A 25827-nucleotide genomic window follows, 5' to 3' on the forward strand; every position below is an offset into this window, starting at 1 on the left:
CGGGTACACCAGCCGACCGTCGGGGCCCACCGCCATCGCGTTGCCCAGGGCGAGCCCGTGCGCCATCTCGCGCCACCGGCCGTCGGAAAGGATCTCCAGCAGCCGACCGTCCGGCGCGAGCTCGTTGACGAACAGTCGCCTGCGGTGGGTCGCGATCCCGTCCGGCGCGACGATCCCGTCGGCGACGATCGACATCGTCCCGTCGGGCGCGCGGCGCCAGACCAGGCCGGGCGGGAGGTCGACGACGAAGCAGGAGCCGTCGTCGGCGAAGGCGAGGTCGTCGGGCGCGGTCAGCGGCCCGGACGGACCGAGCACGGGCTCGAGGACGCCCGTGTCGAGGTCCAGCGCGGAGACGGTCCCGCCGAGGAACTGCGCGATCCACAGCCGCCCGTCGGGGCCGAACGCGAGGCCGTTCGAGGCCCACAACGGGTTCGGCGGCAGGAGGTTCTCGACGACGACCCCGGGCGCGAGCGCCTCGGGCGTGCCGCCGACGCCGACGAAGGGCCTCATCGGGACGTGAACACCTCGTCGTGGTCGCCGTGCGCGCGCCAGTCGGCCAGGACCTCGTGGAACTCGACCGGTCCCCCGCCGAACTGCTCGGACCGGCGGCGCGGGCGGCCCTCGAAGTTGTAGTAGCCGGGGGTGCACTGGGCCTGGAAGTCCTGCATGTCCACGGCACGCTCGCGGATGGTGGCCACCCAGCGGTCCTCCGCGGCGGCGGTCGGCTCGACGAGGACGTCGCCGCGCCGCTGCGCCTCGGCCACGACGCCCGCGACGTGCTCGGCCTGGACCTCCAGGACGTGCGCGAAGTTCGGGGACGCCGCGTTCTGGGTCGAGCCGAGGTGGAACAGGTTGGGGAACCCGCGGCTGACCCAGCCGTGGAAGGTGCGCAGTCCGTCGGCCCAGTACTCGGCCAGCGGCAACCCGCCCCGGCCCCGGATGTCGACGCCGGCGCGGGTGGCCGGGTCGGCCCCGAGCTCGAAGCCGGTGGCGAGGACGATCGTGTCGACCGGGTGCTCGACGCCATCGACGACGAGCCCGTCGGCGGTGAGGCGCTCCACCCCGGCACCGCGGGTGTCCAGCAGCGTGACGTTCGGCCGGTTGAACGCCTGGAGGTAGGCGTCGGAGAACGTCGGGCGCTTGCACATCTGGCGGTACCAGGGCTTGAGCGCGTCGGCGGTCCCCGGGTCGGCCACGATCTCGTCGACCCGGGCGCGGATCTCGGTCATCTTCTCGGCGTCGGCGAGCTCCACGGCGAGGGCCGGGTCCTCCCGGCCCTCGCCCGCCCGGCGTCGTCCGCGGACGGGAGCGGTGTCGGTCCAGCGGTCGTCGACGAGATCGTCGGCGGCGGCGCGACCGTCGACCAGGGCGAGGAAGTTCTCCCGCCGCGTCCGCTGCCAGCCCGGTTCCAGCGACTCCCACCAGTCGGCGTCGGTCTCGCGGTCGCCGCGCTCGTCGACCGACGACGGAGTGCGCTGGACGACGAGCAGCTGCTCCGCCGTGCGCGCGAGGTGCGGGACCACCTGGATGGCGGTGGCTCCGGTGCCGATGACGGCGACCCGGCGGTCGGCGAGCCGTTCGAGGTCGGTGCCGGTGTGGTCGTAGTCCCAACGGCTGGTGTGGAAGGTGTGGCCGCGGAAGTCGTCGATGCCCGGGATGCCGGGCAGCTTCGGACGGTTGAACGGTCCGCTGGAGATCACCACGTACCGGGCGGAGACGACGTCGCCGCGGTTCGTGCGCACGGTCCAGCGGGCCGCCTCGTCGTCCCAGGCCAGGCTCGTGACCTCGGTGCGGAACAGCGCGTCGCGGTACAGGTCGAAGCGCCGTCCGATGGCCTGCGCGTGCCGGCGGATCTCCTCGCCGGGAGCGTACTTGCGGGTCGGCATCACGCCGACCTCCTCGAGCAACGGCAGGTAGATGTAGGACTCCACGTCGCAGGCCACGCCCGGGTAGCGGTTCCAGTACCAGGTGCCGCCGAGGTCGCCCGCCGCGTCGACGACGCGGATGCGCTCCAGGCCCGCGTCGCGGAACCGGGCCGCGGCGACCAACCCGCCGAACCCGCCGCCCACGACGAGGGCGTCGACCGCGTCGGATACCGGCGCCCGGTCGTCGTCGCCGCGCACCCACGGGTCGCCGGCACCGCGGTCCGCGGCGAGCGGGGCGTACTGGTCGTTCCCGTCCGGCCGCAGGCGGCGGTCCCGCTCGGCCCGGTAGCGGGCACGCAGGGCCTCGAGGTCGATCGCCTGCTCCTGCTGCACCGTCACGACTGCTCCCTCTGATGGACTCGACTCCCACGGTATCTTTGATGGCAGCAACCGCCATCAATTGCGGGATCGGACACTCTCGAGGAGTCGGACATGGCCGGACGGGTAGCGGGCAAGGTCGCGCTGGTGACGGGCGCGGCACGCGGGCAGGGACGGGCCGACGCGGTGCGGCTCGCCGAGGAGGGCGCGGACGTCGTCGTCGTCGACGTCTGCGGACCCCTGCCGGGGGTGGACTACGCGTCGGCCACGCCGTCCGATCTCGACGAGACCGTGGCGCTGGTGGAGAAGACCGGGCGCCGCGCGGTGGCCGCGCAGGTGGACATCCGGGACCTCGACGCGCTGCGTGCCGCGGTCGACGAGGGGGTCGCCACGCTGGGCCGGCTCGACGTCGTCGTGGCGAACGCCGGCATCTGCATCCCGCGGACCTGGCACCGGGTGACGCCGGAGATCTTCCGCGACACCCTCGACGTCAACGTCACGGGGACGTGGAACACGATCATGGTCGGAGCACCGCATCTCGTGGCGGCCGGCGGCGGCTCGGTGATCGTCATCAGCTCGGCGGCGGGGATGAAGGTGCAGCCGTACATGGTCCCCTACACCGCGAGCAAGTGGGCGGTGCGCGGGATGGCGAAGGCGTTCGCCGCCGAGCTCGCCCGGCACTCGATCCGCGTCAACAGCGTGCACCCCACGGGCGTGGCGACCGGCATGACCGGCGAGGCGATGCAGTCCGCGCTGGGCGAGGCGATGGCGGAGAACCCGCGGCCGGCCGCGATGTTCACCAACCTGCTCCCGGTCGACGTCACGATGCCCGAGGACGTCGCGCAGACCGTGCTGTTCCTGGCCTCCGACGAGTCCCGCTACATCACCGCCCACGAACTGGCCCCGGACGCGGGCGTCACCGAGTTCTGAGCGCCGCCAGCTCCGCGTCGAGCGCCGCGGTGAAGCGGTCGACGCCCTCCTCGCCCCCGATGAGGCCGAGGTCGGCGTCGACCCCGAGCCGGACGCGGCCCGCGTAGGACAGCACCGAGACGCCGAGTCCCAGGCGGGCGGAGCAGGGCACCCAGAACATCAGGTCGCGGACACGGACCGACCCCAGCGAGAGCTCCTCCAGGGGCCCCGGCACGTTCGAGATGATCAGTGACCCGGCCCGGGCGTAGCGGGCGACCAGCTGCTGCGTGTGCGCCGGCGTCCCGAGTCCGGCCGCCGCGATCCCGGTGAAGCTCGCGAGGGCCTGGTTGGTGCGCTTGATCGTCGCCATCGACCGGTGCATCCGCTCGACGCGCCGCGCGCGGTCGGGCTCGTCGGTCGGCAACGGCGGCAGGACGAGCCCGAACTCGTTGCCGAGCTCGGCCGAGATCGGACGGTCCAGCGGACGCAGGTTCGTCGGCATGACCGCGCGCAGGCGGGGCACGTCGGAGGACCCGCCGAGGAACGCACGCAGCGCCCCGGCGATCGCCCCGCACAGCACGTCGTTGACGCTGCCGCCGGACGCCTTCCCGGCGGCCCGGACGTCGTCGAGCGGCACCGCGGAGGTCCAGCGCGCGGCCTTCGCGACGCCGGGTCGGCCCTGCAACGGGGACGGCTTCTCCCGCGGCGGGCTGGCGAGCAGGGACGCCGAGTGCCGCACGGCCCGCCCGGTCGCGCCGAGCTCCGCGAGGCCCTCGGGCGTCCCCGAGCGCTTCACCGTGGCCCACAGCGACGACGCCCGGTCCCGCACCTCGCGGCGGAAGAGCCGGACGTCGTGCACCGGCCGGGCCTCCCGGGGCGGCTCGACGTAGGCCGCCGGAGTGCGCGGATCGGACACCGGGTCGGCGAGGGCGTGGAACAGGTGGTTGAGCGCCACACCGTCGGCGAGACCGTGGTGGATCGCGACGTGCACCGCGGTCCCGTCGTAGCCGGAGATGGCCTCGATCCGCCACCACGGCCGGTCGGTCGGCAGCGGCGAGGACATCAGCTCGCCGACCCGTCGGGCCAGGGCCCGATCGTCCCCGGGTGCGGAGAGGGCCATCGTCGTCACGTGCACCGAGAGGTCGGGCGGGGCGTCGACCCAACGCGCGGGCCCGAGCGGCCCGGTCGGCCACGTCGGGCGCTGACGGAACCCCGGGTAGACGTCGACCCAGCGCTCCCGCACGCGGGTCCGCAGCACGTCGAGGTCGAGCGGCCCGTCGCAGAACAGCACGCCGTGGACCACCATCCGGTTGGTCTCCTGCTCGAGCTGCAGCCACGCCGTGTCGATCCCGGACGCCCACCGGTCCATCGCGCGCCCCCCTCCGAGGTGTGAGGTACGCACGGTACCGGGTGACGGTCCGCCCGCCGTCCGCACCCGGCACACTGGAGACCATGAGCAGCTCCGTCGACGACCAGGGCACCACGGTCGAGGTGCCGGACAAGGTCCGCCGCGTGGTCAGCCTCGTCCCCTCGCTCACCGAGGCCATCGGGGTCACCGAGCCGGCGCTGCTCGTGGGGGTGACCGACTGGTGCACCCACCCGGTCGACCTCGACGAGGTCGCCCTCGCTCCCCCGGCGCGCGTCCGCGGCACGAAGAACCCGGACCTCGACGCGATCGTCGCGCTCGGGCCCGACCTCGTCGTCGCGAACGACGAGGAGAACAAGCCCGAGCACATCGCGGCGCTCCGCGAGGCCGGGCTCGCCGTCTACGTCACCGACGTCCGCACCGTCGACGGCGCGTTCACCAGCCTCGACGGCATGCTCGCGGCCTGCGGGCTGGAACGCCCGGCGTGGCTCGAGGGCGCCGAGAAGGCGTGGTCGGAGATCGGGCGGGTTCCCGACGACGAGCGCCGGACGGCTCTGGTCCCGATCTGGCGCAAGCCGTGGATGGCGGTCGGGTGCGACACCTTCGCGGGGGCGGTGCTCGACCGGCTCGGAGTCGACAACGTCCTCGCCGACGGCGGCCCGAAGGCCGAGCGCTACCCCCGCTTCGACCCGGCGGACCTCCCGCCGCACGACCTCGTCGTCCTGCCCGACGAGCCCTACCGGTTCACCGCGGACGACGGCCCCGAGGCGTTCGACGCACCGTCCGCCCTGGTCAGCGGGCGTCTGCTCACCTGGTACGGGCCGAGCCTGCTCGAGGCCGCGACGACGCTGCCCGGGGCACTGCGGCTGCCCGTCAGCTGAACGCCCGGCGCAGCGCCGCCACCGTCTCGGCGGCCTGCCGCCGCGACACCTCCGCCGCGAGGATCGCCGAGCGGTGGAACGTGCCCGGGAACAGGTGCAGCTCGACGCTCACCCCGGCCGTCAGCAGTGCCGTGGCGTAGGCGAGGCCCTCGTCGCGCAGCGGGTCGTTCTCGTAGACCGCGACGTGGGCTGGTGGCAGGCCGGCGAGGTCGGTGGCGCGGGCGGGAGCGGCGTACACCGGCACGTCCCCGTCCAGGCCGGAGAGGTAGTGCCGCCAGCTCAGCTCGGCGTCCGGGCGGCTCCAGAGCGGGGTGTCGACGAAGGCCCGCATCGACGGGGTGCTTAGCCGGTCGTCGACCTCGGGGGCGTCGAGCACCTGGAAGCACACCGCCGGCCCGCCCCGGTCGCGGCCGAGCAGCGTCAGCGCCGCGGCCAGTCCCCCGCCGGCGCTCATCCCGTAGAGGGCCACGCGCGCGGGGTCGACGTCCGGGCGGCCGGCGAGCCAGGCCAGGGCGGCTGCGCAGTCGTCCAGGGCGGCCGGATAAGGGTGTTCCGGGGCGAGCCGGTAGTCCGGGACGACGACGACCGCGCCGAGTTCCGTGGCGAGCGTCGCGGCCTGGGCGGCGGACATGTCGGCAGCGCCCATGACGAAGCCGCCGCCGTGCAGGAGCAGCACGCCCGGCGCCGGCCCGGTCCCGGGCGGCCGCGCGACCAGCACCCGCACCGACCCGCCGTCGGGACCGGGGACCGTCTCCTCCTCCACGGCGCCCGGCGGCGGCTCCGGCGCGCGGGCCGCGAGCTCCCGCATCCGCTCGCGCGCCGCCCCGAGATCGGCGATGTGCAGGTCGGGCAGCGCCGGCAGCGCTGCCGCCAGCTCCGGGTCCCAGGCCATCGGGGGCTCCTCAGCTCGTGAGCAGGCCGCCCTCCACGGGCAGCGTGATGCCGGTGACGTAGGACCCGGCGTCGGACACCAGGAAGATCAGGGCCGCGGCGAGCTCCTCGGGGTCGCCGATCCGGCGCGCGAGCACCCGCGGGAGCTGGGACTCGAGGTAGCCGTCCTGGTAGCTGTCGGTCATCTCCGAGGTGAAGAAGCCCGGGGCCAGCGCGTTCACGCGGATGCCCTTGCGCGGCGTCCACTGCTGCGCGAGGTCGCGCGTGAGCCCGATCAGGCCGGCCTTGGACGCGGAGTACGCCGCCTGCGGCAGACCCGCCGTCGTGAGCCCGAGGACGGAGGAGACGTTGACGATCGAGCTGCCCTCGCCCATCACCCTCGCCGCGGCCTGGGCCATCCAGTAGCAGCCGTTGAGGTTGACGTCGATCACCTCGCGGAACTGCTCCGGGGTCTCCTTCGTCGCCGGCACCGCAGTGCCGACGCCGGCGTTGTTGACCAGGACGTCGACCCGCCCGAACTCGCTCGTCGCGGCGTCGATCAGCGCCGTGCAGTCCTCCGGGGAGGCCACGTCGGTGCGCACGGCGAGCGCCCGGCGACCGGCCTTCTCGACGGCGGCCCGGGTCTCGTCGAGCTTCTCGACGCGCCGCGCGCCGAGCACGACGTCGGCGCCGGCCTCCGCGAGGGTCCGGGCGAACACCGCCCCGAGTCCGGAGGAGGCGCCGGTCACCACGGCGACGCGGTCGTCGAGACGGAAACGATCGAGGATGCCCACGCGGGGCACCGTATCCAGTCCCGGGCGCGGGCTACACCGTGGCCGCGCCCTCGATCGCGACCGGGACGACCCCGTCGTCGGGAAGATCGTCCCGCGGCTCGGGATCCAGGGCGCCCGGTTCCGGCTCGGGTTCGGGCTCCGGCCACACGCGGCCGCCGAGGCGCCCGAGCTGGGTCTCCGCCGGATCCGCGAAGATGTGCAGCCCGAAGCGGTCGGAGAGCTCGCGGAAGACGTTGATCCCCCGCACCGAGTTGCCGTGCTGGTCGAGCCCGGGCGAGAACACCGAGAGCCCGACCTGGTTCGGGATCGCCGCCATGATCCCGCCGGAGACACCGCTCTTCGCCGGGATGCCGACGTCGTTGGCCCACTGGCCGGCGGCGTCGTACATGCCGCAGGTGAACATCACGCCGATCACGTCACGGACGTAGGTGCGCGCCATGGCCCGCTCGCCGGTCCGCGGGTTCTCCCCGCCGTTGGCCAGCGTCGCCCCCATCTCGGAGAGTTCCGCCGCGGTGACGTGCACCGAGCAGGCCGACAGGTAGACCCGCAGGATGTCCTCGACCTCGCCGACGAGCATGCCGAGGGAGCGCATGTAGTAGCTGATGCCGAGGTTGCGGTCGGCGTCGGCGAGCATCGCGTCCAGCAGTTCCTGGTCGACCTCGAGCTCGGGGTTGCCCGCGTAGATCCGCATCCGCTCGAGCAGGCGGGCGACCTTCTCGTCGACGTCGGCACCCCCGAGGATGTCCGCGGCGACGAGGGCGCCGGCGTTGACCATCGGGTTGTGCGGCCGGCGGTTGGTCTCGTCGAACTCCAGGGCGTTGAAGGGGTCGCCGCTGGGCTCGACCCCGACCCGGGTCAGCGTCGCCTCGCGTCCGTTGTCCTCCAGCGCGAGCGCGTAGGTGAACACCTTGGAGATCGACTGCAGCGGGAACCGGTGGTCGCAGTCGCCCACCGCCCACTGCGTGCCGTCGACGTGGGTGCCCGCCAGGGCGAACAGGTCCCGCTGGGCGATCGCCTCCGGCGGGTAGTAGGTCACGACGTCGGAGTGACCCAGGCGAGCCTGGCGTTCCAGCAGCTGCTCGAGCTGCTCCCGGGCACGCCGCTTCTCCTGCTCGGTGAGCGTCTCTTCCCACGACACGACGCGCATGATGACGTGCCGCATGGGTGATCGGCACTGCGGGGAACCCCCGGGACGTGCAGCACGGCATCATGATGTTCCCGACGGACTACGCCATCGACCCGGCCACGCTGGCCAAGGAGGTCGAGGACCGCGGCTTCGACTCGCTGTGGTTCCCCGAGCACTCGCACATCCCGGTCTCGCGTGAGTCGCCCTACCCGGGCGGCGGCGACCTGCCGCGGATGTACGTCCACACCTACGACCCGTTCGTCGCGCTCTCCTGGGCGGCGGCCGCGACGACGACGCTGAAGGTCGCCACCGGCATCTGCCTGCTGATCCAGCGCGACCCGATCCACACCGCCAAGGAGGTCGCCTCGCTCGACCGGCTCTCCGGCGGCCGCTTCCTGTTCGGCATCGGCGGCGGCTGGAACCGCGAGGAGATGGCGGACCACGGCACGAACCCGAAGACCCGCATGCGCCGCCTCGGCGAGCAGGTCGAGGCGATGAAGGCGCTGTGGACGCAGGAGGAGGCGGAGTTCGACGGCGAGTTCGTGCAGTTCGAGCGGTCCTGGGCCTGGCCGAAGCCCGTGACGCAGCCGCACCCGCCGGTCATCGTCGGTGGCATGGGGCCGACCGTCGAGGACCGCATCCTGGAGTTCGGCGACGAGTGGCTCCCGCAGCGCGTCGGGCCGGACAACGTCGAGGAGTTCATCGACCGCGCCGAGAAGCTGCAGCAGCGGGCCGCCGACGCCGGCCGGGGCCGGATCCCGATGTCGCTGTTCGGCGCGGAGACCTCCGACGAGGCCGCGGACGCCTACCGCCGGGCCGGGCTCGACCGCGCGATCTACGGCGTCTCGAGCTCCGACCGCGACACCGTTCTCAAGGAGCTCGACGAGCTCGCCCCCCTCGTGTCGCGCTGATGCCGACCCTCGATCCGGACGACGCGCGCCGCCGGTTCGCGACGGCGCGCGTCGCCCGGCTCGGGACGGTCTCCGCCGCCGGACGGCCGCACCTCGTCCCGGTCGTCTTCGCGGCGGTGGACGACCGGGTGCTGATCGCCGTCGACCAGAAGCCGAAGCGCAGCCGCGACCTGAAGCGGCTGCGCAACATCGAGGCGAACCCCGCGGTGTCCCTGCTGGTCGACGAGTACTCCGACGACTGGTCGGCGCTGTGGTGGGTGCGGGTCGACGGGACGGCGACCATCCGGACGGACATCCTCGACGAGGCCCGTGTCGCGCTCGCCGCGCGCTACCCGCAGCACGCGGCGGACCCGCCCGAGGGCCCGGTGATCGAGGTGACGGCCACCCGGTGGTCCGGGTGGTCCGCGTCCTGACGGACTCACCCCGCGCGACTGCGGGGTCCCCGACTGCTCCGTCCGTGCGGGCGATCATCCCTCGGACGAGCACGCGACGCCGACACAGGGCATCTCTTCGTGGGTGATCGGGCATGTGGAGTGCCAGAACCGCGGATGTCTGCACGATGGAGTGATGAGCGCCGCCGCCCTGGTCACCCTCGGTGTGCTCGGGCTCCTCGCTCTCGCTGCGGCCGTCGTCCTCGTGCGGCGTCGGGGACCCGGGGGCTCGCACCGAGCTCCCGCGCCTCCCGTCCGTCTCCCCCTCGTCCAGGCCGCCGTGGCGGCCGTGGCCGTGGGCGGCACCGCCTGGGCCGTGACGACGATCGCCGGCACGGGCGCATTCCCGCAGGCACCCGAGGGGCCGCGGGTCCTCCCGACCGTCGGGGCGTCCCCGCGACCGGTCGTGCCCGATGCCGGGGCCGCCGCTCGCCCGGTACCGGCGGCGCCGGGGCCCGTCGTGCCGGTGGTCCTCGCCCCCGTCGAGTCGCCCGCCCGCATGGTGGTCGCCACCCCGGTCGTCCGCACCGTGCGGACGACCTCCGATCACGCCGTCGACGTGGACCGGCTCGTGCCCTGGGTGGACCGGTCGGCGCTGGCCCCCGAGACGATCTCGTGGCCTGACCGTCCGGTGCCGTCGCTCCCCGTTCTGCCGGTGCCGTCGCTCCCGCATCTGCCGGGTCCGCTCCTGCCCCACTCCCCGAGGTTGCCGACCCTCCCCCACGGGCCGGACGTGCCGGGGCTCCCGTCCGTGCCGGGCCCGCGGCCGACGGGAACGCCGACGACTCCACCGACCACCTCACCGACGGGTACCTCGGCGCCGGAGCCGACCCGTACCCCGACCACCCGACCGACCTCGGCGGCTCCGAAGCCGTCGAGGACGCCGCGGCCGACGAAGCCGTCGAAGCCGTCGAAGCCGTCGAAGACTTCGAAGCCGTCGGAGCCCTCGAAGCCGTCGGAGCCGTCGGCGGGCCCCGAGCGCGATCCGCGGCCCACGAGCGGGCGGGGAGAGGACCGCCCGCAGGAGGACCGTCCCCGCGACGACGGTGACCGCGGCTCGTCCGGGTGACCGTCAGGCCACGCGGTCGTCCGGCATGTCGACGACCTCGTGGGTCGCCGGTCCGAGCGCGCGGGTGGTCGAGCCGAGCTGCGGGTCGTCGGGCCGGTAGCGGGACGGCTTCTCGGCCTTGCGTGGCGGTGCGTCGTTGGCGATGAGCACCGCGATCCACGGCAGCGGGACCGACGCGACGATGAGGGCCACCGCCACCCAGGTCCACCCGAGGGCGATGCCGAACACGCCGGCGAGCACGAGGCACGGGATGCGCAGGGCCATGATCAGTGAGTAGCGCTTGCGGCGGGCGGCGAACTCCTCCTCGAAGGAGACCGCAGCACCGGTGATGAGGACAGGGGTGTCCTGGTGTCGCACAGTCGTGCTCCTCCCCGGGCGCCGTTGCCCGGTTCCAGCCGCCTCGCGCCCCCTCTCGAGGGACGGTGTCGGAGCGGCATCGGAATCAACACCGCGCGGTCACGGCCCCATCCGCGGGCGAGCGGGCGACGACGTGGTGTCGGTCATGCCGCCACGAGCGTCTCGGCGACCTCGGCGCGCACCCGCTCCCGGCGGGCGTGGACCTGCAGGCCCCCGCTGACCAGCAGCACCGCGAGCCCGGCGACGGCGAGCACGGCCCCGACGAACGCCGGCGCCAGCAGCCCGTAGCCCGCCGCGATGACGATCCCGCCGAGCCAGGCGCCCAGGGAGTTCGCGACGTTGGACGCGGACTGGATGGCGGCCGAGGCCATGGTCGGGGCCTCCCCGACGATGTCCATGATGCGGGTCTGGATGGCCGGGCCGAGGGCCAGCGAGAACATCCCGGCCCCGAACAGGGACGCGACGGCGAGCCACGGGGTCCCGACCGTCATCGGGAAGGTCACGAGCACGACCGCCAGCGCCACGAGGCACCCGCACAGCGTCTTGAGCGGCGCCCGGTCGGCCAGGCGCCCGCCGACCACCGACCCGGCGGTCATCCCGAGCCCGACGACGGCCAGCAGCAGCGTCACGGTCGCCGGCGAGAACCCGCCGACCTCGGTGAGCATCGGCGTCACGTACGAGTAGCAGGCGAACATCGCGCCGAAGCCGAACACGACGGCGCCGAGCGAGAGCAGCACCTGCGGGTGGCGCAGCGCGACGACCTCGGTCCGCAGCGCGGCACGGCCGCCGCCGCTCGGCGCGGCCTCGGGCACGAACGCCCACACCGCGGCGACGGCGAGCACGCCGATGACACCGACAGCGGCGAACGTCGCCCGCCACCCCAGCGCCTGGCCGAGCAGGGTGCCCAGCGGCACCCCGGCCACGTTGGCGATCGTCAGGCCGAGAAACACCCGTGCGACGGCCGTGGCCCGGCGGTCTCGCGCGACCATCGTGGCGGCGGCGACCGAGGCGGCCCCGAAGAACGCCCCGTGCGGCAGACCGGTGAGGAACCGGATGACCAGCAGCGAACCCATCTCGGGCGCGATCGCGGACAACAGGTTCCCGACGGCGAACGTGCCCATGAGGGCCGTCAGCACCTGCCGTCGGGAGAACTTCACGCCCGCGCCGGCGAGCAGCGGGGCGCCCACGACGACGCCGAGGGCGTAGGCGGAGATCAGGTGGCCGGCCTCGGACACGGACACCCCGAGCCCGGCGGCCACCTCGGGCAGCAGGCCCATGATCACGAACTCGGTGGTCCCGATGCCGAAGGTGCCGACGGCGAGGGCGAACAGCGCGAGCCCTGCGGAAGGACGACGGATCACGGCGGCTTCTCCAACGGGATCGATCCAGCAACGACGCCGACCAGGGTTGGAGCGTTCTCGCCATAAGTCGAAGAACCAACGCACGACTCTGCATAAGCTGAGCTTGTCTATCCTGGTCACGTGCCGACGCTGCGACAGCTGGAGTCCTTCCTCACGGTCGTCGACGAGGGCTCGTTCACACGGGCGGCCGGGGTCCTGGGTGTCTCGCAGCCCGGGCTGTCGCAGCAGATCGCCGCGCTCGAGGCCGATCTGGGTGCGTCGCTGTTCAGCCGATTGCCGCGGTCGGTGACGCTGACCCCCACGGGACGGGCGCTGCTCCCGCACGCCCGCGCCGCCGTCGACGCCGCCGCGCGGGGCACGAGCGCGGCCCGGGCCGTCGTCGGGACGGGCGCCGGGGAGCTGCGGATCGCGACCGTCTACTCGACCGGGCTCGGCGTCCTCCCGCCCGTCCTCACGGCCTGGCGCGCGGAACATCCGGACGTGACGGTGCGGCTGCTGGAGCACCGCACCACGGACGCGATGACGACGGCGATGGCGTCCGGGCAGGCCGACGTCGCCGTCGGGCCGAACCCGCCCGGGTGGCGCGGTCGGGTCCGCGTGCTCGGGGCGGAGGAGCTCGTGGTGCTGCTGCCGCCGGAGGGGCCGGTCGACGTCCGGGGGCACGAGATCGCGCTGGAGCGGCTCGCGGACGTGGCGTGGGTGCAGTACGCACCGAGCCACGGGCTCGCCGAGGAGCTGGACCGGGCCGCACGCGACGCCGGGTTCCGCCCCCGCGCCGCGGTCCGCACCGAACAGACCGCGATGGCCCCGCTGCTGGTCGACGCCGGGCTCGGGCCGGCCCTCGTCCCGGCGGGCATCGTCCCGGCGTCGTTCGCGGGGCGTATCGCCCGGCCGGTCCCCGCGATCACCCGCGAGCTCGCCGCGACCACCGGCCCGGATCCCGACGCGCTCACCTCACGCTTCGTCGCCCTGCTCGCCCGCCGGGCGGTCCTCATGCCCCCGCACGTCGCCGCGCACCTGGGGTGAGTGACGACGAGTCCGACCCACGCGGCGAGTGCGACACCGCGCATGTTCCGGGACCCGTCCACCTGCGCCACGTCGCACTCGCCGGAGGTCCGCGGGGCCGGTCGCCCCGTGCTCGCGTCCCGCACGGCCGGACCGCGACCATGATCAGCAGTTCGGGAGCGACACGCGCAAGATCTGATGCGACTCGCCCCCGAAGTCCCGATCATGGTCCGCCGACACCGAACACCCCGACACCGACACCGACCCGGACGCGCCGCGGCGACGCGTGGCGGACCTCTGCGCGGGGAAGGCAGCGCGCATGGACCTCGGACTGGGTGGAGCGCGCGCGATCGTCACCGGGGCATCGCGTGGGATCGGGCTGGCGTGCGCGCAGGCGCTCGCGGCGGAGGGCGCCCGGGTGGCGTTGGTGGCGCGGTCGGCGGACGACCTGGAGACCGCCGCGGCCACGGTCGGCAGCGAGACCCTCGCGATCGTCGCCGACACCACCGACGACGCGGCCGTCCGCGCGATGGTGGACCGGGTGGTCGAGGCGTGGGGCGGGGTGGACGTGCTGGTCAACGCGGCGGCGCGGCCGGCGGGCGGGTCGCCGGTCCCGAAGCTCACCGAGCTCACCGACGACGCCGTGCACAGCGAGTTCGACACCAAGGTGATGGGCTACCTGCGGACCGCCCGGGCGGTGGCGCCGTCGATGATCGCGCAGGGCGCCGGGCGGATCGTCAACATCAGCGGGCTGAACGCCCGCCGGACCGGGTCGATCGCCGGCACGATCCGCAACGTCGCGGTCGCCGCCCTGACCGCGAACCTCGCCGACGAGCTCGGCCCGCACGGCATCAACGCGACGTGCGTCCATCCGGGTATCACCGACACCGAGCGGACGCCGGGCATGCTCGCGGACATCGCGGCGCAGCGCGGGATCAGCGAGGCGCAGGCGCGGGAGTCGCTGGAGTCGACGACGAGCCTGCGGCGGGTGATCACCGCGGCCGAGGTGGCGGACGTCGTGACGTTCCTGGCCTCGCCTCGCGCGGTCGCCGTCACCGGGGACTCGCTCGGCGCGGGCGGCGGGCAGCCGGGGGTCGTGCACTACTAGGTCCGGACACGCCACGACGGCGCCATCCGCGTGACTGGGATGGCGCCGTCGTGGTCTTCGAAGGAACGTTCGGTATCGGGACCCGCCCCGGCAACTGCTCGGGTATCGCGGCTCACCGCTCGTGGGTCTGCGCTCTCTCGGCGTGCCGCGCCGTGCCTCACGGGCTACGGGCGGCCTCTGTCCTCTGAGCGGCACGAGCCGGTCCGGTGCGGGATGCTCCCTGCGATCAAACGATCACCTGCCTCCTCGTCGGAACGTCGGTCGTGCCGCTGTGAGTCGATCCACGGGTGCTCTGAGGTGGTCTTGTACCCTGTGATCGGGACCACATCGACGTGATTGACGGTACTCGCCGAGCCCGCGCTGTCAACGCCGTCGTTCGCCCGCCGTTCGGGCGTCGTTCACGCTGCGTCGGTCACTCACACGCACGTTCCCGCAGCTCCACGCGTTGCGGGCCTTGCTCTTCCCGACGACGGGTGGTCCGGCCGGGGCGGACCCATCTTCGGGAACGGGCCGTGACGAGGAGGACCACCTTGTCGGGGCGGCGCCGCATTGCGAACCTCGGCGGGTGAGCTGGTCGATCTCGTACCCGCGCGTCCTGCCCGAGCGCCGTCCGCCGGGCCACGAGCCGCGGGCCCCGCGCTGGACCCTCGTCCTCGATGCCCCGACCTCCCTGCTCACGGCCGACTACCTCGCCGTGCAGCTGCCGGAGCGCGGCGGGCCCGCCGAGGAGGAGTTCCTCGAGCTCGTGCGGGCGAGCGCCGTCGGCCCCGAGTCGACCGAGCTGCTCGTCGCGACCGGCCCCGAGGGCACCGTCGAGCTGATCCACCTGGCGTACTTCACCGACCCGACGGCCCACGAGCGCTGGCTGCACGACGCCCCGCTGCCGACCTGGTTCGACCGGCTCGACCCGCGCACCGTCACCGTGGGCGCCTGGCACGAGGTGCTCCAGTGCCACCCCGACCGCTTCGAGACGATCTACTCCGACCCCCGCTGGACCTTCGGCTTCGGCAGCTGCGCCGGGACCGAGCGCGAGCCCATGACGACGAACGGCTACTTCGGCGCCGCCCGCGACCGGTTCCCGGTCTCCGCGATCGACCCGCTCGAGGCCGTCGGGAAGCAGGTCCGGCGGAGCGACGTGGACTCGCGCGGGCGCCGGCTGCGCGTGGAGTCCGGACACGACACCGCCGTCATCCGCTCCGGGCAGTTCTGGGAGCCGGCCGAGGGCGAGCAGCTGGTCGACTACGAGCACAACCTGCAGTCGAAGCTGCTCACCGGCATGGACCACCTGCGCGAGCACCCGACCGACACCGGCACGCTCTCGCTGCGCATCCTCACCTCGCTCGATGCGGCCTCGCTGGCCCCGCGCCGGGAGACCTCCGTGCTCGGCTACTTCCACTCGCTCGGCGAGCTCGAGGAGTGGGCCGCGAGCCACCACACGCACCTGGCGATCTACGAGCACGCGATCGAGGCCAAGCGCCACTGGGGCGACGCGCGGTCCGTGGTGACCTGGCACGAGGTGGTGGTGCTGCCGCGCAGCGCCCGGTTCGAGTACGTCAACTGCGTCCCGACGACGGGTCTGCTCCCGTTCGCGCCGACGCTGCTCACGGTGTCGTGAAGACCTCCGCGAGCCACTGCCGGTAGGTACGCGCCGGGTGCCCGGTGCGGCGCTCGACGTCGGCGGTGACGGGCGCGGGCACGCCGTCGGTCTCGCGCCAGTAGCGGAGGAGCGAGTCCACCACGCCCGCCGGGGCGTGCCGCGCCATCTGCTCGCGGGCGACGTCCGGGTCGACGGTCCGTACCTCGATCGTCCGTCCGAGGTGCCCGGCGATCAGCCCGATCTGCTCGCGCATGGTGAGCGACTCCGGGCCGGTGAGGTGCGGCGAGTCGTCGGCGGGCTCGCCGAGCAGCGCGGTCACGGCGACGTCGGCGATGTCGCGCTCGTCGATCGGCGCCGTGGCCGCGTCCGGGAACGGGAGTTCGACGACCCCCGCGGCGATCCCCGGGACCACTGCCCGGTGTTGCCGGCGAACGCGCCCGGCCGCAGCGCGGTGACCGGGAGTCCCGCGCCGCGCAGAGCGGCCTCGGCGTCCGCGTGGTGGGCCGCGATCCCACCGGGTTCGGGGTCGGACTCGGTGAGCACCGACTCCGAGGAGAGCAGGACCGCGTGCCGCACGCCGGCGGTCGCGGCGGCGCGGGCGAAGGCGGTGAGGTCGCCGGTGACGTAGACGAACACCCGGTCGACCCCGTCGAGAGCCGGCCCGAACGACGACGGGTCGGCCAGGTCGAGCCGGACCCGGCCACCCCCGTCGTCGGGAATCTGCCCGGGGTCGCGGCCCGCCGCGCGGACATCGGCGCCGGCGCCGAGCAGCCCGGCACGGACGTGGGACCCGACGGCGCCGCGAGCACCGGTCACGAGGACGGTCATGGGTCCACTGTGCTCCTCGGCGATCACCGCGGCAGTGACAGCCGGGCGAGGACGGCGCGGTGGTCGGTGCCGGGGACGTCGAGCACCTCGCCGCCCTGCACCCCGACACCCCCGCCGGCGAGGACGTGGTCGATCTGCACGCCGAACCAGCGTGGGAGATCGGTCGGGTAGGTGCCGGTCGTCCCGGCGCCGACGGACTCCAGCGCGTCCACGCAGCCCTCGGTCGCGGCCCGGAAGGCGCTGTGGTCGGTGGTGGCGTTGAGGTCACCGGCCACGACGACGGGCGCATCGCCCCGGCAGGGTGGCGCGACCAGCGCGGCGAGGTCCTGCTGCCAGAGCCCGACCCGGGACGGCGGGTAGGGCGCCGCGGTGTGCACCGCGACCACGCGCAGGCCGGGCCAGCTCAGGTCGAGGGTGCCGTAGAGCGTGCTCGGCACGGTCACGACCCGGGGCTCCGGTGCGGCGGGGCCGAGCAGCACGGTGGTCGACGCCGCGTCCCGCGGGGAGTCCGTCCGGGCGCTCCAGCTCCGGTACCCCGGGAGCCCCGGCGCGAGCGCGGCCCGGTAGGGCTCCCCCGCCTCGAGGAGCACGACGACGTCCGGTCGCCGGTCGCGGACCAGGGCGGTCAGCGCGGGGACGTCGGCCCGGCCCTGGTCGACGTTCAGCACCAGCACGCTGGTCCCCGGCCCGGGTGGCGCCGGCTCGTCGGCCAGCAGGCGGCTCCCGACGATGCCCGCGGCGCTCAGCGCGACGACCGCCGCCGCGACCATCGCGGCGAACCCGAACGCGAACAGCTGCGGACGACGCTCGTCGAGCGGCGGCTTCCCCCGACGACCGCGCATCACCAGCACGCCCGCGAGGCGCCCGACGAACACCGACCCGGTGATCACCACGAGCAGCATCGGTGTCAGCGCGGCGAGCTGCACGAACGGCGTGACCCCGTCCAGCCCGACGTACCCCGGGAGCAGCACCGCGAGCGCCACGGCCGCGCCCAGGACGACGCCGAGCACGGCGGGCAGGGGGCGGCGCACCCGCTGATCGTCGCAGTCGGCCGTGGTCCCCGGCGCGGCCGTACCGCCCGCGGGTCAGGTCCCGCAGACGAGCACCCCGGTCACGGAGCCGGGGTAGGCGCCCGGCGCCCCCAGCTCCGCGAACCAGGCGTCGACCCGCTCGCGGTCGAGGCGCCCGTCCGCCACCGCGTCCTCGACCGGCCCGCGCACGGCCTGCGCCCAGACGGGCGGCGGGATCGTCATGGCGTACGGGGTCTGGTCGACGACGAGGACGCCGGCGTCGGTGAGCAGCGGCCCGAGCGTCCGCCCCATCCGGTCCTGGCCGACCGTCCCGCAGACGACCTCGAGCACCTCGTCGGCGATCTTCGCGTCGCCGCCCAGCACCATGGAGGCGTAGTCCAGCTCGAACAGGGCCACCCGTCCGCCGGGCCGCCGCACGCGGGCGATCTCACTGATCACGTCCACGGGGTCGTCGACGTACATCAGGACCCGCTCGGCGTAGACGGCGTCGACGGAGTCGTCGTCCAGCGGCAGCGCCTCCCCCGCGCCCGGGAGCCAGCGCACGGCGTCCCCGTGCGTGGCGCCGGCCTGCTCGATCATGCGTGGACGGTCGACCCCGACGACGGGTCCGTCCGCCCCGGCCGCGGCGCGCTCGGCCGCGATCGCGGCCGCGTGGGTGCCGACGCCGCAGCCGACGTCGAGCACGGTCTCGCCCGCGGCCGGCGCGAGGTGGGCGCGCAGGCGGCTCCGGTACGCGGCGATCGCCGGGACCGTCTCGGCCGCCCGGAGGAACTCCACGGCCGGGCGCGACGACGGGACGCGCTCCACGTCGTGGAACGCTCGGTGGATGTCCGCTCCACGCTCCGTCACCCCGACCATGCAACGCGACGGACGGACCGGACGTCAGCGCCCGGACGGGTCACGCCCGGACGAGATCTGCTCGCGGACGAACGCGAGGACCGCCGGCCGCACGATCTGCGCGCCCGGTGAGCCGTACGGGTGGTCGAAGACGTGGTCGGCGTACGGCACCTGGACCAGCCGACCGGGCACGCCCGCCGCCCGGAGCGCGGCGTCGTAGCCGCGGACGAGGTCGGCGCGGATGAAGTTGTCGGCCGCGCCGAGCAGCAGCAGGGTCGGCGGGAGGCGCGGGTCGACGAGGTCACCGGGTGAGGCGGCACGCGTGAGTCCGACGTTCGCGGACGTCGGGCCGCCGAACACCGCGTCCTGCAGCCCGGGCGCGATCTGCCGCATGTCGACCACCGGGTAGAAGGCGACGGTGCCCCGAGGCGGCGGGCCGGCGGCCCCGGGCGGCAGGGAGGAGTGCGGGGTCCCGACGAGGGCGGCGGTCGTCGACAGCGCGAGGGTCGCCCCCGCGGACTGCCCACCGAGCACGACGGCGTCCGGGTCGAGTCCGTGCGCCCCGCCCGGTCCGCGCACCCACGCGAGCGCGCGGGCGACGTCGTGCCGCTGGGCCTCGCCGAGGGTCGCGCCGGGCAGGGGCGCATCAGCCGGCAGGCGGTACCGCACCGCGACGACCGCCAGCCCCTGGTCCGCGTACCACCGGTTGGCTCGCGCCCGGTCGGCGGACGTCCCACGCACCCAGCTGCCGCCGTGCACCCACACCATGACGGGGTGCGGGCCGGGTCCCGACGGCAGGTACACGGCCAGGTCCAGCCCGGGGAGGTACTCGACCGTGAGGTCGGGCGGGGCACCGCGCTGGTCGACCGCGGTGAGGGTGAGCTCCCAGTCGATCCGCACCCCGGCGGCCCGGGCGGCGGCGGCCTGGGTGCCCAGGACCACGAGGGTGCCGACGAGGACGAGGGCGGCCAGGACCGCGATCACCCCGCCGAACCGCAGCATGCCCAGACCGATCAGCCCCGCGGCCGCCGCCACCCCCACGACCGCCGCCAGCGCCGCGTGCAGCGGGTACTGCCCGGACACGAACGAGCCGAGGAACCCGATCACCGGCACCCGGGGCGCGAACGCGCCGCCGACCACCACGGCCAGCGCCACGACCAGGAGCACACCGACGATCCCGAGGGCGACACGACCGACGACCAGGAGGATCACGGGATCATGTTCGTCGAGCGGGCGCCCTCCGGTGCGGCCCCCCGGGTGTCAGCGCGGGCACACCCCTGACACGTGCGAGCGGCGCCGCCGACGCCTCGACGAGGACCCGCGCCCCTCGTCGAGAAGCACACCAGGCACCCCTGCGGGTCCGCCGACGTGCGTCATGTCCCTCTCGCGCGGGTCACACGACCCGAGCGGGACGCTCCTGCCGCCGGAGCGTCCGTCCGGCGACGAGCCGGCGCACCACGGCAGCGACCACGATCACCGCCGCGACCACGGCCGCGACGACGACGGCCCCCGGCCGCCCGGCGACGACGATCCCGCCCAGCGCCCACAGCACCGACAGCGCGAACGCGACCGGCGCCGGACCCGCCGTCGCGACCGCCGCGGCGATCAGCCCGGTCACGACGAGCATCACCACGCCGAGCACCGTCGCGACGCCCCCGGTCCCCGGCAGCCCGGCCCACACCCCGGTCGCCGCGGTGCCCACGACCGTCGCCACGCTGACCCACCCGGCGTAGAAGGCGACCGGGACGTGCACGAGCCAGAGGCCCGCACCCGTCGTCGGGAAGGAGTTCAGGCGCGCGAGGACGACGGCGAGGCAGACGAGCAGGGCGATGATCGCGATCTCGGCGACCCCGGGCAGGACCTGCGAGAACAGCAGGATCCACGCCATGTTGGCGACGGCCGCGCCGACCAGCCACCACCCCGTCGCGCGGTGCTCGGGACGTGCCCGCTGCGACGGCAGGGCCTGGAACACCGCGAGGACGAGCACCCCGAGGTAGATGAGGCCCCAGATGGCGAAGGCGCCGCCGGCGGGGACGATCGGGGTCTCGAACGCGGCGGACACCTCCCCGATCGGCGTGCCGAACGCCCCCGAGCCACCGATCGAACCGACGATGAACTGCGCGACCGCCGTCACCAGCACCGCACTGCTGCGGACGACGTCCGATGTCTTGGTCACCAAGAGAACATGCCCGGGCTGCACCGGGACGAAACCGGCAGGGGTGGGATGCTGGACGGTGTGTCGGGGTTCTTCCGAGCGGGTCGGCAGCCACGGTGGCTGCTCCCGGCCGCGCTGGGCACCGTGGTGCTGCTGGCGCTGGTCCTGCTGATCGTCGTGATCACCGGTACCGGGCCCGCCGCGCGCCCCACCTGCACCGTGACCGCCCCGGCGAACTCGCCCGGGCTGCGCACGAGCTGGAGCGGCTCGCCGGAGCAGATGGACAACGCGGCCACCATCGCCGGGGTGGGCCGCCGGCTCGGCGCGCCGGACCGGGCGATCACCATCGCGCTGGCCACCGCGATCCAGGAGTCGACGCTCGCGAACCTGCGCGGGGGCGACCGGGACTCCGTGGGCCTGTTCCAGCAGCGTCCCAGCCAGGGCTGGGGCAGCGTGGACGAGCTGACCGACACCGTGACCTCGTCGACGAAGTTCTACGAGGCGCTGCTCGCGACGCCGGGCTGGGCGGGGATGGACGTCACCGAGGCCGCCCAGCGGGTGCAGCGCAGCGGGTTCCCCGAGGCGTACGCCGACCACGAGCCCGAGGCGCGCACGCTCGCCGTCGCCTTCCTCGGCCAGAACCCGGGCGGCCTCACCTGCACCGACCTCGACCTGTCCGAGCCGCCCGCGGACACCGTCGCCGGGCTCGCGCGCGCGGAGCTCGGCAGCGCCCGGCTCTCCGGCGAGCAGACCGCGGAGAACGGGTGGGCGATCGCGTCCTGGCTGGTCGCGCACTCGACCCGCCTGGCCGTCGACCGGGTCGCCTACGACGGGCGCACGTGGACCGCGGACTCCGGAGCCTGGGAGCAGACCGGCGCGGCCGACGGCACGCTGTCGCTGCACCGCGTCGGCGATCCCTGAGGTTGTCGGACCCCCGGGCTACCGTCGTCGTCATGAGCCGGACCGCATCCCACTGGGGCGTCTACGACGTCGACGCGGACGGGTCCGTCCGCGGCATGCCCGAGGACCCGCACCCGTCACCGCTGGTGCGCGGGCTGCCGGAGCTGGTGGGGTCGGACCTGCGGGTCGACCGGCCACACGTCCGCGAGGGCTGGTTGCGGCGGCGCACGCGGGAGGGCCGCGGGGCGGAGCGGTTCGTGCCGGTCGGGTGGGACACCGCGCTCGAGCTGGTCGCCGACGAACTGACCCGGGTCCGCGAGCGGCACGGCAACGAGGGCATCTACGGCGGGTGCTACGGCTGGGCCAGCGCCGGCCGGCTCCACCACGCGCCCAGCACCCTCAAACGCTTCCTCGCCGGGTTCGGCGGCTACGTCGACAAGGTCGGCAACCACAGCTTCGGCGCCGCGCTGGCGGTGATGCCGCACGTGGTCGGCCGGTCCGACATCCCGAACCTCACGCCGACGTGGCCGGAGGTCGTCGAGCACACCGAGCTCGTCGTGATGTTCGGCGGGGCGCACCTGAAGAACACCGCGGTCGACCCGGGCGGCGCGCTCGAGCACACGGGCGCCGACTGGTTCGCGCGGGCGCACGCGGCCGGGGTCCGGTTCGTGAACGTCAGCCCGTCGCGCGAGGACCTGACGGCGTCCGTCGACCCCGAGTGGCTCCCGGTCCGTCCCGGCACCGACGTGGCCCTGATGCTCGGGCTCGCGCACACCCTGCTCGAGGACGGCCGGGCCGACCGGGAGTTCCTCGCGCGGTACTGCGACGGCTGGGAGTCCTTCGAGCGCTACCTGCACGGCCACGACGCGGACTGGGCCGCCGGCATCACCGGGATCGCGGCCGAGCGGATCCGCGACCTCGCCCGGCGCATGGCCGCGCACCGCACTCTGGTGACCACGAGCTGGTCGGTGCAGCGTGCACAGCACGGCGAGCAGCCGCCGTGGATGACGGTCGCCCTCGCCGCTGTGCTCGGCGGGATCGGGCTGCCGGGCCAGGGGTTCGGGCTCGGCTTCGGCAGCATCCGCGGGAACGTGGTGCCGCGGACCGAGCCGGTCCCGCGACCGACCCTGCCGCTGGGGAAGAACCCGGTCGACATCGCGATCCCGGTCGGGCGGTTCGCCGACCTGCTGCTGCACCCCGGCGAGGAGCTGGAGTACGCGGGTGGCCGGATCCCGCTGCCCGACGTGCGGCTCGTCTACTCCGCCGGCGGCAACCCGTTCCACCACAACGCGAACCTCAACCGGCTCCTGGAGGGCTGGCGGCGCCTGGACACCGTGATCGTGCACGAGCAGTTCTGGAACCCGCCCGCCGTGTTCGCCGACATCGTGCTCCCGGCGACCACCACGCTGGAGCGCAACGACGTCCTGGCCACGGAGTTCGCCCCGGAGTGGCGCGCGATGTACCGGGTGCGCCCGCCGCACGCGCAGGCCCGCAACGACCTCGACGTGTTCGCCGAGCTCGCCGACCGGCTCGGGTTCGGGCCGGACTACCACGAGGGCCGCGACGAGATGGGCTGGCTGCGCCACCTCTACGACGTCGCCGCCGACCGCGCGCGTGAGCAGGGGTACGAGCCGCCGGACTTCGACGGGTTCTGGACGACGGGTCGGGTCACCTTCCCCGCGCCGGCCTCGCCCCCGGTGTTCTCGGCCTTCCGGGCCGACCCGGTCGCGCACCCGTTGGCGACCCCGTCGGGCCGCATCCAGATCACCTCGCCGACCGTCGCCGGACTCGGCTACGACGACCAGCCCGGCCACCCGGTCTGGCACGAGCCCGGCGAATGGCTCGGCGCCGCGGGGCCGACCGCACTGCACCTGCTCTCCAACCAGCCCGCGGCCCGCCTGCACAGCCAGCTCGACCCGTCGTCGGGCAGCCGGGCGACGAAGGTGGACGGGCGGGAGCCGCTGCGCATCGCCCGGGTCGACGCCGAGGCCCGCGGGATCGCCGACGGCGACACCGTCCGGGTCTCCAACGCGCGCGGCGCCTTCTACGCCGGCGCCCGCGTGACCGACGACCTCGTGCCCGGGGTCCTGTCGATCTCCACCGGCGCCTGGTACGACCCGGCCGAGCCCGGCACGCCCGGGTCACCGGACAAGCACGGCAGCCCGAACGTCGTCACCGCCGACTCCGGCTCGTCGCGCCTCGGGCAGGCGCCGGTGGCGCAGACGGTGCTGGTGGAGGTCGAGAAGGTGATCGACGCGCCTCCGGTGACCGCGTTCGCGGGCGCCCGGGTCTAGGGCAGCATCCAGCCGAGGACGGGGGTCGACTGCAGGAACACCAGCACCGCCATCCCCACCAGGAAGACCAGGCTCCACGGCAGGACGCGCCGGAAGATCTCGCCCTCGCGGCCGGCCATGCCCACGGCGGACGCCGCGATCGCGAGGTTCTGCGGCGAGATCATCTTGCCCAGGACGCCGCCGGACGTGTTCGCCGCCGCGAGCAGCACCGGGTCCAGCCCGCTGCGCTCGGCCGCGGCCACCTGCAGCGCGCCGAACAGCGAGTTCGACGACGTGTCCGAGCCGGTCACGGCCACGCCCAGCCAGCCCAGGACCGGCGACAGGACGGCGAAGAACCCGCCGGTCGCCGCGAGCCACTGGCCGATCGTGATCGTCTGCCCGGACAGGTTCATGACGTAGGCCAGGGCCAGGACCGCCATGACGGTGACGATCGCGCCCCGCAGCTCGGACAGGGTCTGCCCGTACGCGCTCACCGCGAGACGCGGTCCGATGCGCAGCACGAGCATCGTCAGCAGCCCGGCGATGAGCAGGATCGAGCCCGCCGAGGCGAGCCAGTTCAGGGTGAAGCTGGTGGACGAGACCTGGCTCCCCGATGGCGCGCGCACGTCCAGCCCGGGCCAGCGGAACTTGGCCGTGGTCGCGTCGAGCGCCGCCTTCACCGGCGGGATCTGCTGGATCGAGAACAGCGCGATGATGATCACGTAGGGCAGGTAGGCGAGGACGGTGTCGCGGGTGGAGTCGCGCGGCTCCGGCTCCCGCTCCGCCGCCGTCTCCGGCCCCTCGGGGCCGGTCCCCCCGCCTGCAGTGACCGGGACACGGGTCGACGCGGTGCTCCGGCGCGACCGCACGGCCAGCACGACGGCACCGGCGCAGAGCAGCGAGGCGACGATGTCGGTCAGCGGCACGGACAGGAAGTTCGACGTGAGGAACTGCGCGACCGCGAACGTCAGTCCGCCGACCAGGGCGACGCCCCACGTCTCGCGCAGGCCGCGCATCCCGTCGACGAGGGCCACGAGCACGAGCGGCACGAACACCGCGAGCACCGGCGTCTGCCGCCCGACGACCGCCCCGAGGACGTCCTCGGGGAGCCCGGTGACCTGGGCGAGCGTGGTGATGGGCACCGCGATCGCCCCGAACGCGACCGGCGCGGTGTTGGCGACCAGCGCGACGACCGCGGCCTTGAGCGGCGGGAAGTTCAGCGCCATCAGCATGACGGTGCAGATGGCCACCGGGGCGCCGAAGCCGGCCAGCGCCTCGAGCAGCGCCCCGAACGCGAACGCGATGATGACCGCCTGCACGCGCTGGTCGTCCGACACCGAACTGAACGAGCGGCGCAGCACGTCGAAGTGCCCCGTGCGCACCGTCATGCGGTAGATCCACAGCGCGTTGATGACGATCCAGAGGATCGGGAAGAAGCCGAACACCGCGCCCTCGGTGCCGGCCAGGAGCGCCTGCCCGACCGGCATCGCGTACACGAGGACCGCCACCAGCAGCGACACCACGAGCGCGACGATCGAGGCGAGCCACGCGCGCACGCGCAGCCCGCCGAGCAGGACGAACAGCACCAGCAGGGGCAGGGCCGCCACCAGCGAGCTCCAGGCCAGCGAACCGAGCACCGGCGCGTACTGCTGCACGTACATGGTCGGTGACTCCTCGTCGTCGGGGTGACCGGGGTCATACCCTGTTCGAGGAGGAGACAGCCACCCGAAACTCACTTGACGGAATTCGGGCCCTCCACTGGTGCGGACCTCTCA

The 25827-nt window shown here is 74.4% G+C and carries 24 protein-coding genes; 10 read left to right on the forward strand and 14 right to left on the reverse strand.

Annotated features, from left to right (window positions below; translation table 11 throughout):
- Positions 1-506 precede the first annotated feature (506 nt).
- Complete coding sequence (locus QRT03_RS21415; protein WP_286055081.1) at positions 507-2264, reverse strand: flavin-containing monooxygenase; 1758 nt, start codon at positions 2262-2264, stop codon at positions 507-509.
- Positions 2265-2357: 93 nt separating this feature from the next.
- Here QRT03_RS21415 and QRT03_RS21420 point away from each other — a divergent pair, with 93 nt between their 5' ends.
- Positions 2358-3173, forward strand: a complete 816-nt coding sequence (locus QRT03_RS21420) for a mycofactocin-coupled SDR family oxidoreductase (protein ID WP_286055082.1) — start codon at positions 2358-2360, stop codon at positions 3171-3173.
- On the opposite strand, the gene QRT03_RS21425 is transcribed toward QRT03_RS21420, so the two are convergent.
- Positions 3160-4521, reverse strand: a complete 1362-nt coding sequence (locus tag QRT03_RS21425; RefSeq protein WP_286055083.1) for a wax ester/triacylglycerol synthase domain-containing protein — start codon at positions 4519-4521, stop codon at positions 3160-3162. The two genes, QRT03_RS21420 and QRT03_RS21425, sit on opposite strands and share 14 nt — an antisense overlap.
- A gap of 83 nt (positions 4522-4604) precedes the next feature.
- Between QRT03_RS21425 and QRT03_RS21430 the strand changes: the two genes are divergently transcribed.
- Positions 4605-5399, forward strand: coding sequence for a helical backbone metal receptor (locus QRT03_RS21430; RefSeq protein ID WP_286055084.1), 795 nt, complete (start codon positions 4605-4607; stop codon positions 5397-5399).
- Here QRT03_RS21430 and QRT03_RS21435 read toward each other — a convergent pair.
- The 3 genes from QRT03_RS21435 to glsA are packed head-to-tail and all read right to left on the reverse strand — an operon-like array spanning position 5392 to position 8210.
- Positions 5392-6291, reverse strand: coding sequence for an alpha/beta hydrolase (locus tag QRT03_RS21435; RefSeq protein ID WP_286055085.1), 900 nt, complete (start codon positions 6289-6291; stop codon positions 5392-5394). The genes QRT03_RS21430 and QRT03_RS21435 overlap by 8 nt on opposite strands.
- A gap of 10 nt (positions 6292-6301) precedes the next feature.
- Positions 6302-7063 carry an SDR family NAD(P)-dependent oxidoreductase gene (locus QRT03_RS21440; protein WP_286055086.1) on the reverse strand — a complete coding sequence of 254 codons (762 nt, stop codon included), beginning with the start codon at positions 7061-7063 and terminating at the stop codon, positions 6302-6304.
- Between the two features lie 31 nt (positions 7064-7094).
- Complete coding sequence (gene glsA / locus QRT03_RS21445; protein ID WP_286055405.1) at positions 7095-8210, reverse strand: glutaminase A; 1116 nt, start codon at positions 8208-8210, stop codon at positions 7095-7097.
- Between the two features lie 17 nt (positions 8211-8227).
- Here glsA and QRT03_RS21450 point away from each other — a divergent pair, with 17 nt between their 5' ends.
- The 3 genes from QRT03_RS21450 to QRT03_RS21460 all read left to right on the forward strand — a co-directional run bounded on the left by QRT03_RS21450 (position 8228) and on the right by QRT03_RS21460 (position 10600).
- A complete protein-coding gene (locus QRT03_RS21450; protein WP_286055087.1) occupies positions 8228-9100 on the forward strand; it encodes an LLM class F420-dependent oxidoreductase in 873 nt (290 codons plus the stop codon).
- Positions 9100-9513, forward strand: a complete 414-nt coding sequence (locus QRT03_RS21455; RefSeq protein ID WP_286055088.1) for a TIGR03668 family PPOX class F420-dependent oxidoreductase — start codon at positions 9100-9102, stop codon at positions 9511-9513. The genes QRT03_RS21450 and QRT03_RS21455 overlap by 1 nt, the downstream gene beginning before the upstream one ends.
- Before the next feature lie 154 nt (positions 9514-9667).
- On the forward strand, positions 9668-10600 hold the full coding sequence (locus QRT03_RS21460) for a hypothetical protein (RefSeq protein WP_286055089.1): 933 nt from the start codon (positions 9668-9670) through the stop codon (positions 10598-10600).
- Positions 10601-10603: 3 nt separating this feature from the next.
- On the opposite strand, the gene QRT03_RS21465 is transcribed toward QRT03_RS21460, so the two are convergent.
- On the reverse strand, positions 10604-10957 hold the full coding sequence (locus QRT03_RS21465; RefSeq protein WP_286055090.1) for a DUF3099 domain-containing protein: 354 nt from the start codon (positions 10955-10957) through the stop codon (positions 10604-10606).
- A 143-nt stretch (positions 10958-11100) separates the two neighbouring features.
- A complete protein-coding gene (locus QRT03_RS21470; RefSeq protein ID WP_286055091.1) occupies positions 11101-12318 on the reverse strand; it encodes an MFS transporter in 1218 nt (405 codons plus the stop codon).
- Positions 12319-12438: 120 nt separating this feature from the next.
- Here QRT03_RS21470 and QRT03_RS21475 point away from each other — a divergent pair, with 120 nt between their 5' ends.
- The 3 genes from QRT03_RS21475 (at position 12439) to QRT03_RS21485 (ending at position 16046) form a co-directional block, all read left to right on the forward strand.
- Entirely contained in the window at positions 12439-13344 is a 906-nt protein-coding gene (locus QRT03_RS21475; protein WP_286055092.1) for a LysR family transcriptional regulator, read from the forward strand.
- Positions 13345-13642: 298 nt separating this feature from the next.
- The gene (locus tag QRT03_RS21480) at positions 13643-14431 is read left to right on the forward strand and encodes an SDR family NAD(P)-dependent oxidoreductase (protein WP_286055093.1); all 789 of its coding nucleotides are present in this window, start codon (positions 13643-13645) and stop codon (positions 14429-14431) included.
- A gap of 565 nt (positions 14432-14996) precedes the next feature.
- Entirely contained in the window at positions 14997-16046 is a 1050-nt protein-coding gene (locus QRT03_RS21485) for a phenylacetaldoxime dehydratase family protein (protein WP_286055094.1), read from the forward strand.
- On the opposite strand, the gene QRT03_RS21490 is transcribed toward QRT03_RS21485, so the two are convergent.
- From QRT03_RS21490 to QRT03_RS21515, 6 genes are all read right to left on the reverse strand, one after another.
- The gene (locus tag QRT03_RS21490) at positions 16033-16347 is read right to left on the reverse strand and encodes a Rossmann-fold NAD(P)-binding domain-containing protein (protein WP_286055095.1); all 315 of its coding nucleotides are present in this window, start codon (positions 16345-16347) and stop codon (positions 16033-16035) included. The genes QRT03_RS21485 and QRT03_RS21490 overlap by 14 nt on opposite strands.
- On the reverse strand, positions 16344-16856 hold the full coding sequence (locus QRT03_RS21495; RefSeq protein ID WP_286055096.1) for an SDR family oxidoreductase: 513 nt from the start codon (positions 16854-16856) through the stop codon (positions 16344-16346). Before QRT03_RS21495 ends, QRT03_RS21490 begins: the two co-directional genes overlap by 4 nt.
- A gap of 23 nt (positions 16857-16879) precedes the next feature.
- Positions 16880-17887, reverse strand: coding sequence for an endonuclease/exonuclease/phosphatase family protein (locus QRT03_RS21500; RefSeq protein WP_286055097.1), 1008 nt, complete (start codon positions 17885-17887; stop codon positions 16880-16882).
- A gap of 54 nt (positions 17888-17941) precedes the next feature.
- Complete coding sequence (locus QRT03_RS21505) at positions 17942-18736, reverse strand: methyltransferase domain-containing protein (protein ID WP_286055099.1); 795 nt, start codon at positions 18734-18736, stop codon at positions 17942-17944.
- Between the two features lie 33 nt (positions 18737-18769).
- Entirely contained in the window at positions 18770-19936 is a 1167-nt protein-coding gene (locus tag QRT03_RS21510) for an alpha/beta hydrolase (RefSeq protein ID WP_286055100.1), read from the reverse strand.
- A 181-nt stretch (positions 19937-20117) separates the two neighbouring features.
- Positions 20118-20900, reverse strand: coding sequence for a hypothetical protein (locus QRT03_RS21515; RefSeq protein WP_286055101.1), 783 nt, complete (start codon positions 20898-20900; stop codon positions 20118-20120).
- Positions 20901-20948: 48 nt separating this feature from the next.
- On the opposite strand from QRT03_RS21515, the gene QRT03_RS21520 reads away from it, so the two are divergent.
- Together QRT03_RS21520 and QRT03_RS21525 are read left to right on the forward strand one after the other, a co-directional pair.
- Positions 20949-21800 (forward strand): hypothetical protein, encoded by an 852-nt coding sequence (locus QRT03_RS21520; protein WP_286055102.1) that lies wholly within the window; start codon positions 20949-20951, stop codon positions 21798-21800.
- A 32-nt stretch (positions 21801-21832) separates the two neighbouring features.
- The gene (locus tag QRT03_RS21525) at positions 21833-24073 is read left to right on the forward strand and encodes a molybdopterin-dependent oxidoreductase (RefSeq protein WP_286055103.1); all 2241 of its coding nucleotides are present in this window, start codon (positions 21833-21835) and stop codon (positions 24071-24073) included.
- On the opposite strand, the gene QRT03_RS21530 is transcribed toward QRT03_RS21525, so the two are convergent.
- Entirely contained in the window at positions 24070-25713 is a 1644-nt protein-coding gene (locus QRT03_RS21530) for an L-lactate permease (protein ID WP_286055104.1), read from the reverse strand. The two genes, QRT03_RS21525 and QRT03_RS21530, sit on opposite strands and share 4 nt — an antisense overlap.
- Positions 25714-25827: the final 114 nt, after the last annotated feature.

Origin of the sequence: Actinomycetospora termitidis, from assembly GCF_030286555.1 — a bacterium.
In the GTDB taxonomy this organism is placed as follows: Bacteria; Actinomycetota; Actinomycetes; order Mycobacteriales; family Pseudonocardiaceae; genus Actinomycetospora; species Actinomycetospora termitidis.

Bases quoted from the DNA above. Each gene is read 5' to 3' on its own strand.
- QRT03_RS21420 (WP_286055082.1), top strand. From the start codon at position 2,358: ATGGCCGGACGGGTAGCGGGCAAGGTCGCGCTGGTGACGGGCGCGGCA.
- QRT03_RS21425 (WP_286055083.1), bottom strand. From the start codon at position 4,521: ATGGACCGGTGGGCGTCCGGGATCGACACGGCGTGGCTGCAGCTCGAG.
- QRT03_RS21430 (WP_286055084.1), top strand. From the start codon at position 4,605: ATGAGCAGCTCCGTCGACGACCAGGGCACCACGGTCGAGGTGCCGGAC.
- QRT03_RS21435 (WP_286055085.1), bottom strand. From the start codon at position 6,291: ATGGCCTGGGACCCGGAGCTGGCGGCAGCGCTGCCGGCGCTGCCCGAC.
- glsA (WP_286055405.1), bottom strand. From the start codon at position 8,210: ATGCGCGTCGTGTCGTGGGAAGAGACGCTCACCGAGCAGGAGAAGCGG.
- QRT03_RS21455 (WP_286055088.1), top strand. From the start codon at position 9,100: ATGCCGACCCTCGATCCGGACGACGCGCGCCGCCGGTTCGCGACGGCG.
- QRT03_RS21460 (WP_286055089.1), top strand. From the start codon at position 9,668: ATGAGCGCCGCCGCCCTGGTCACCCTCGGTGTGCTCGGGCTCCTCGCT.
- QRT03_RS21480 (WP_286055093.1), top strand. From the start codon at position 13,643: ATGGACCTCGGACTGGGTGGAGCGCGCGCGATCGTCACCGGGGCATCG.
- QRT03_RS21495 (WP_286055096.1), bottom strand. From the start codon at position 16,856: ATGACCGTCCTCGTGACCGGTGCTCGCGGCGCCGTCGGGTCCCACGTC.
- QRT03_RS21520 (WP_286055102.1), top strand. From the start codon at position 20,949: ATGCTGGACGGTGTGTCGGGGTTCTTCCGAGCGGGTCGGCAGCCACGG.
- QRT03_RS21525 (WP_286055103.1), top strand. From the start codon at position 21,833: ATGAGCCGGACCGCATCCCACTGGGGCGTCTACGACGTCGACGCGGAC.
- QRT03_RS21530 (WP_286055104.1), bottom strand. From the start codon at position 25,713: ATGTACGTGCAGCAGTACGCGCCGGTGCTCGGTTCGCTGGCCTGGAGC.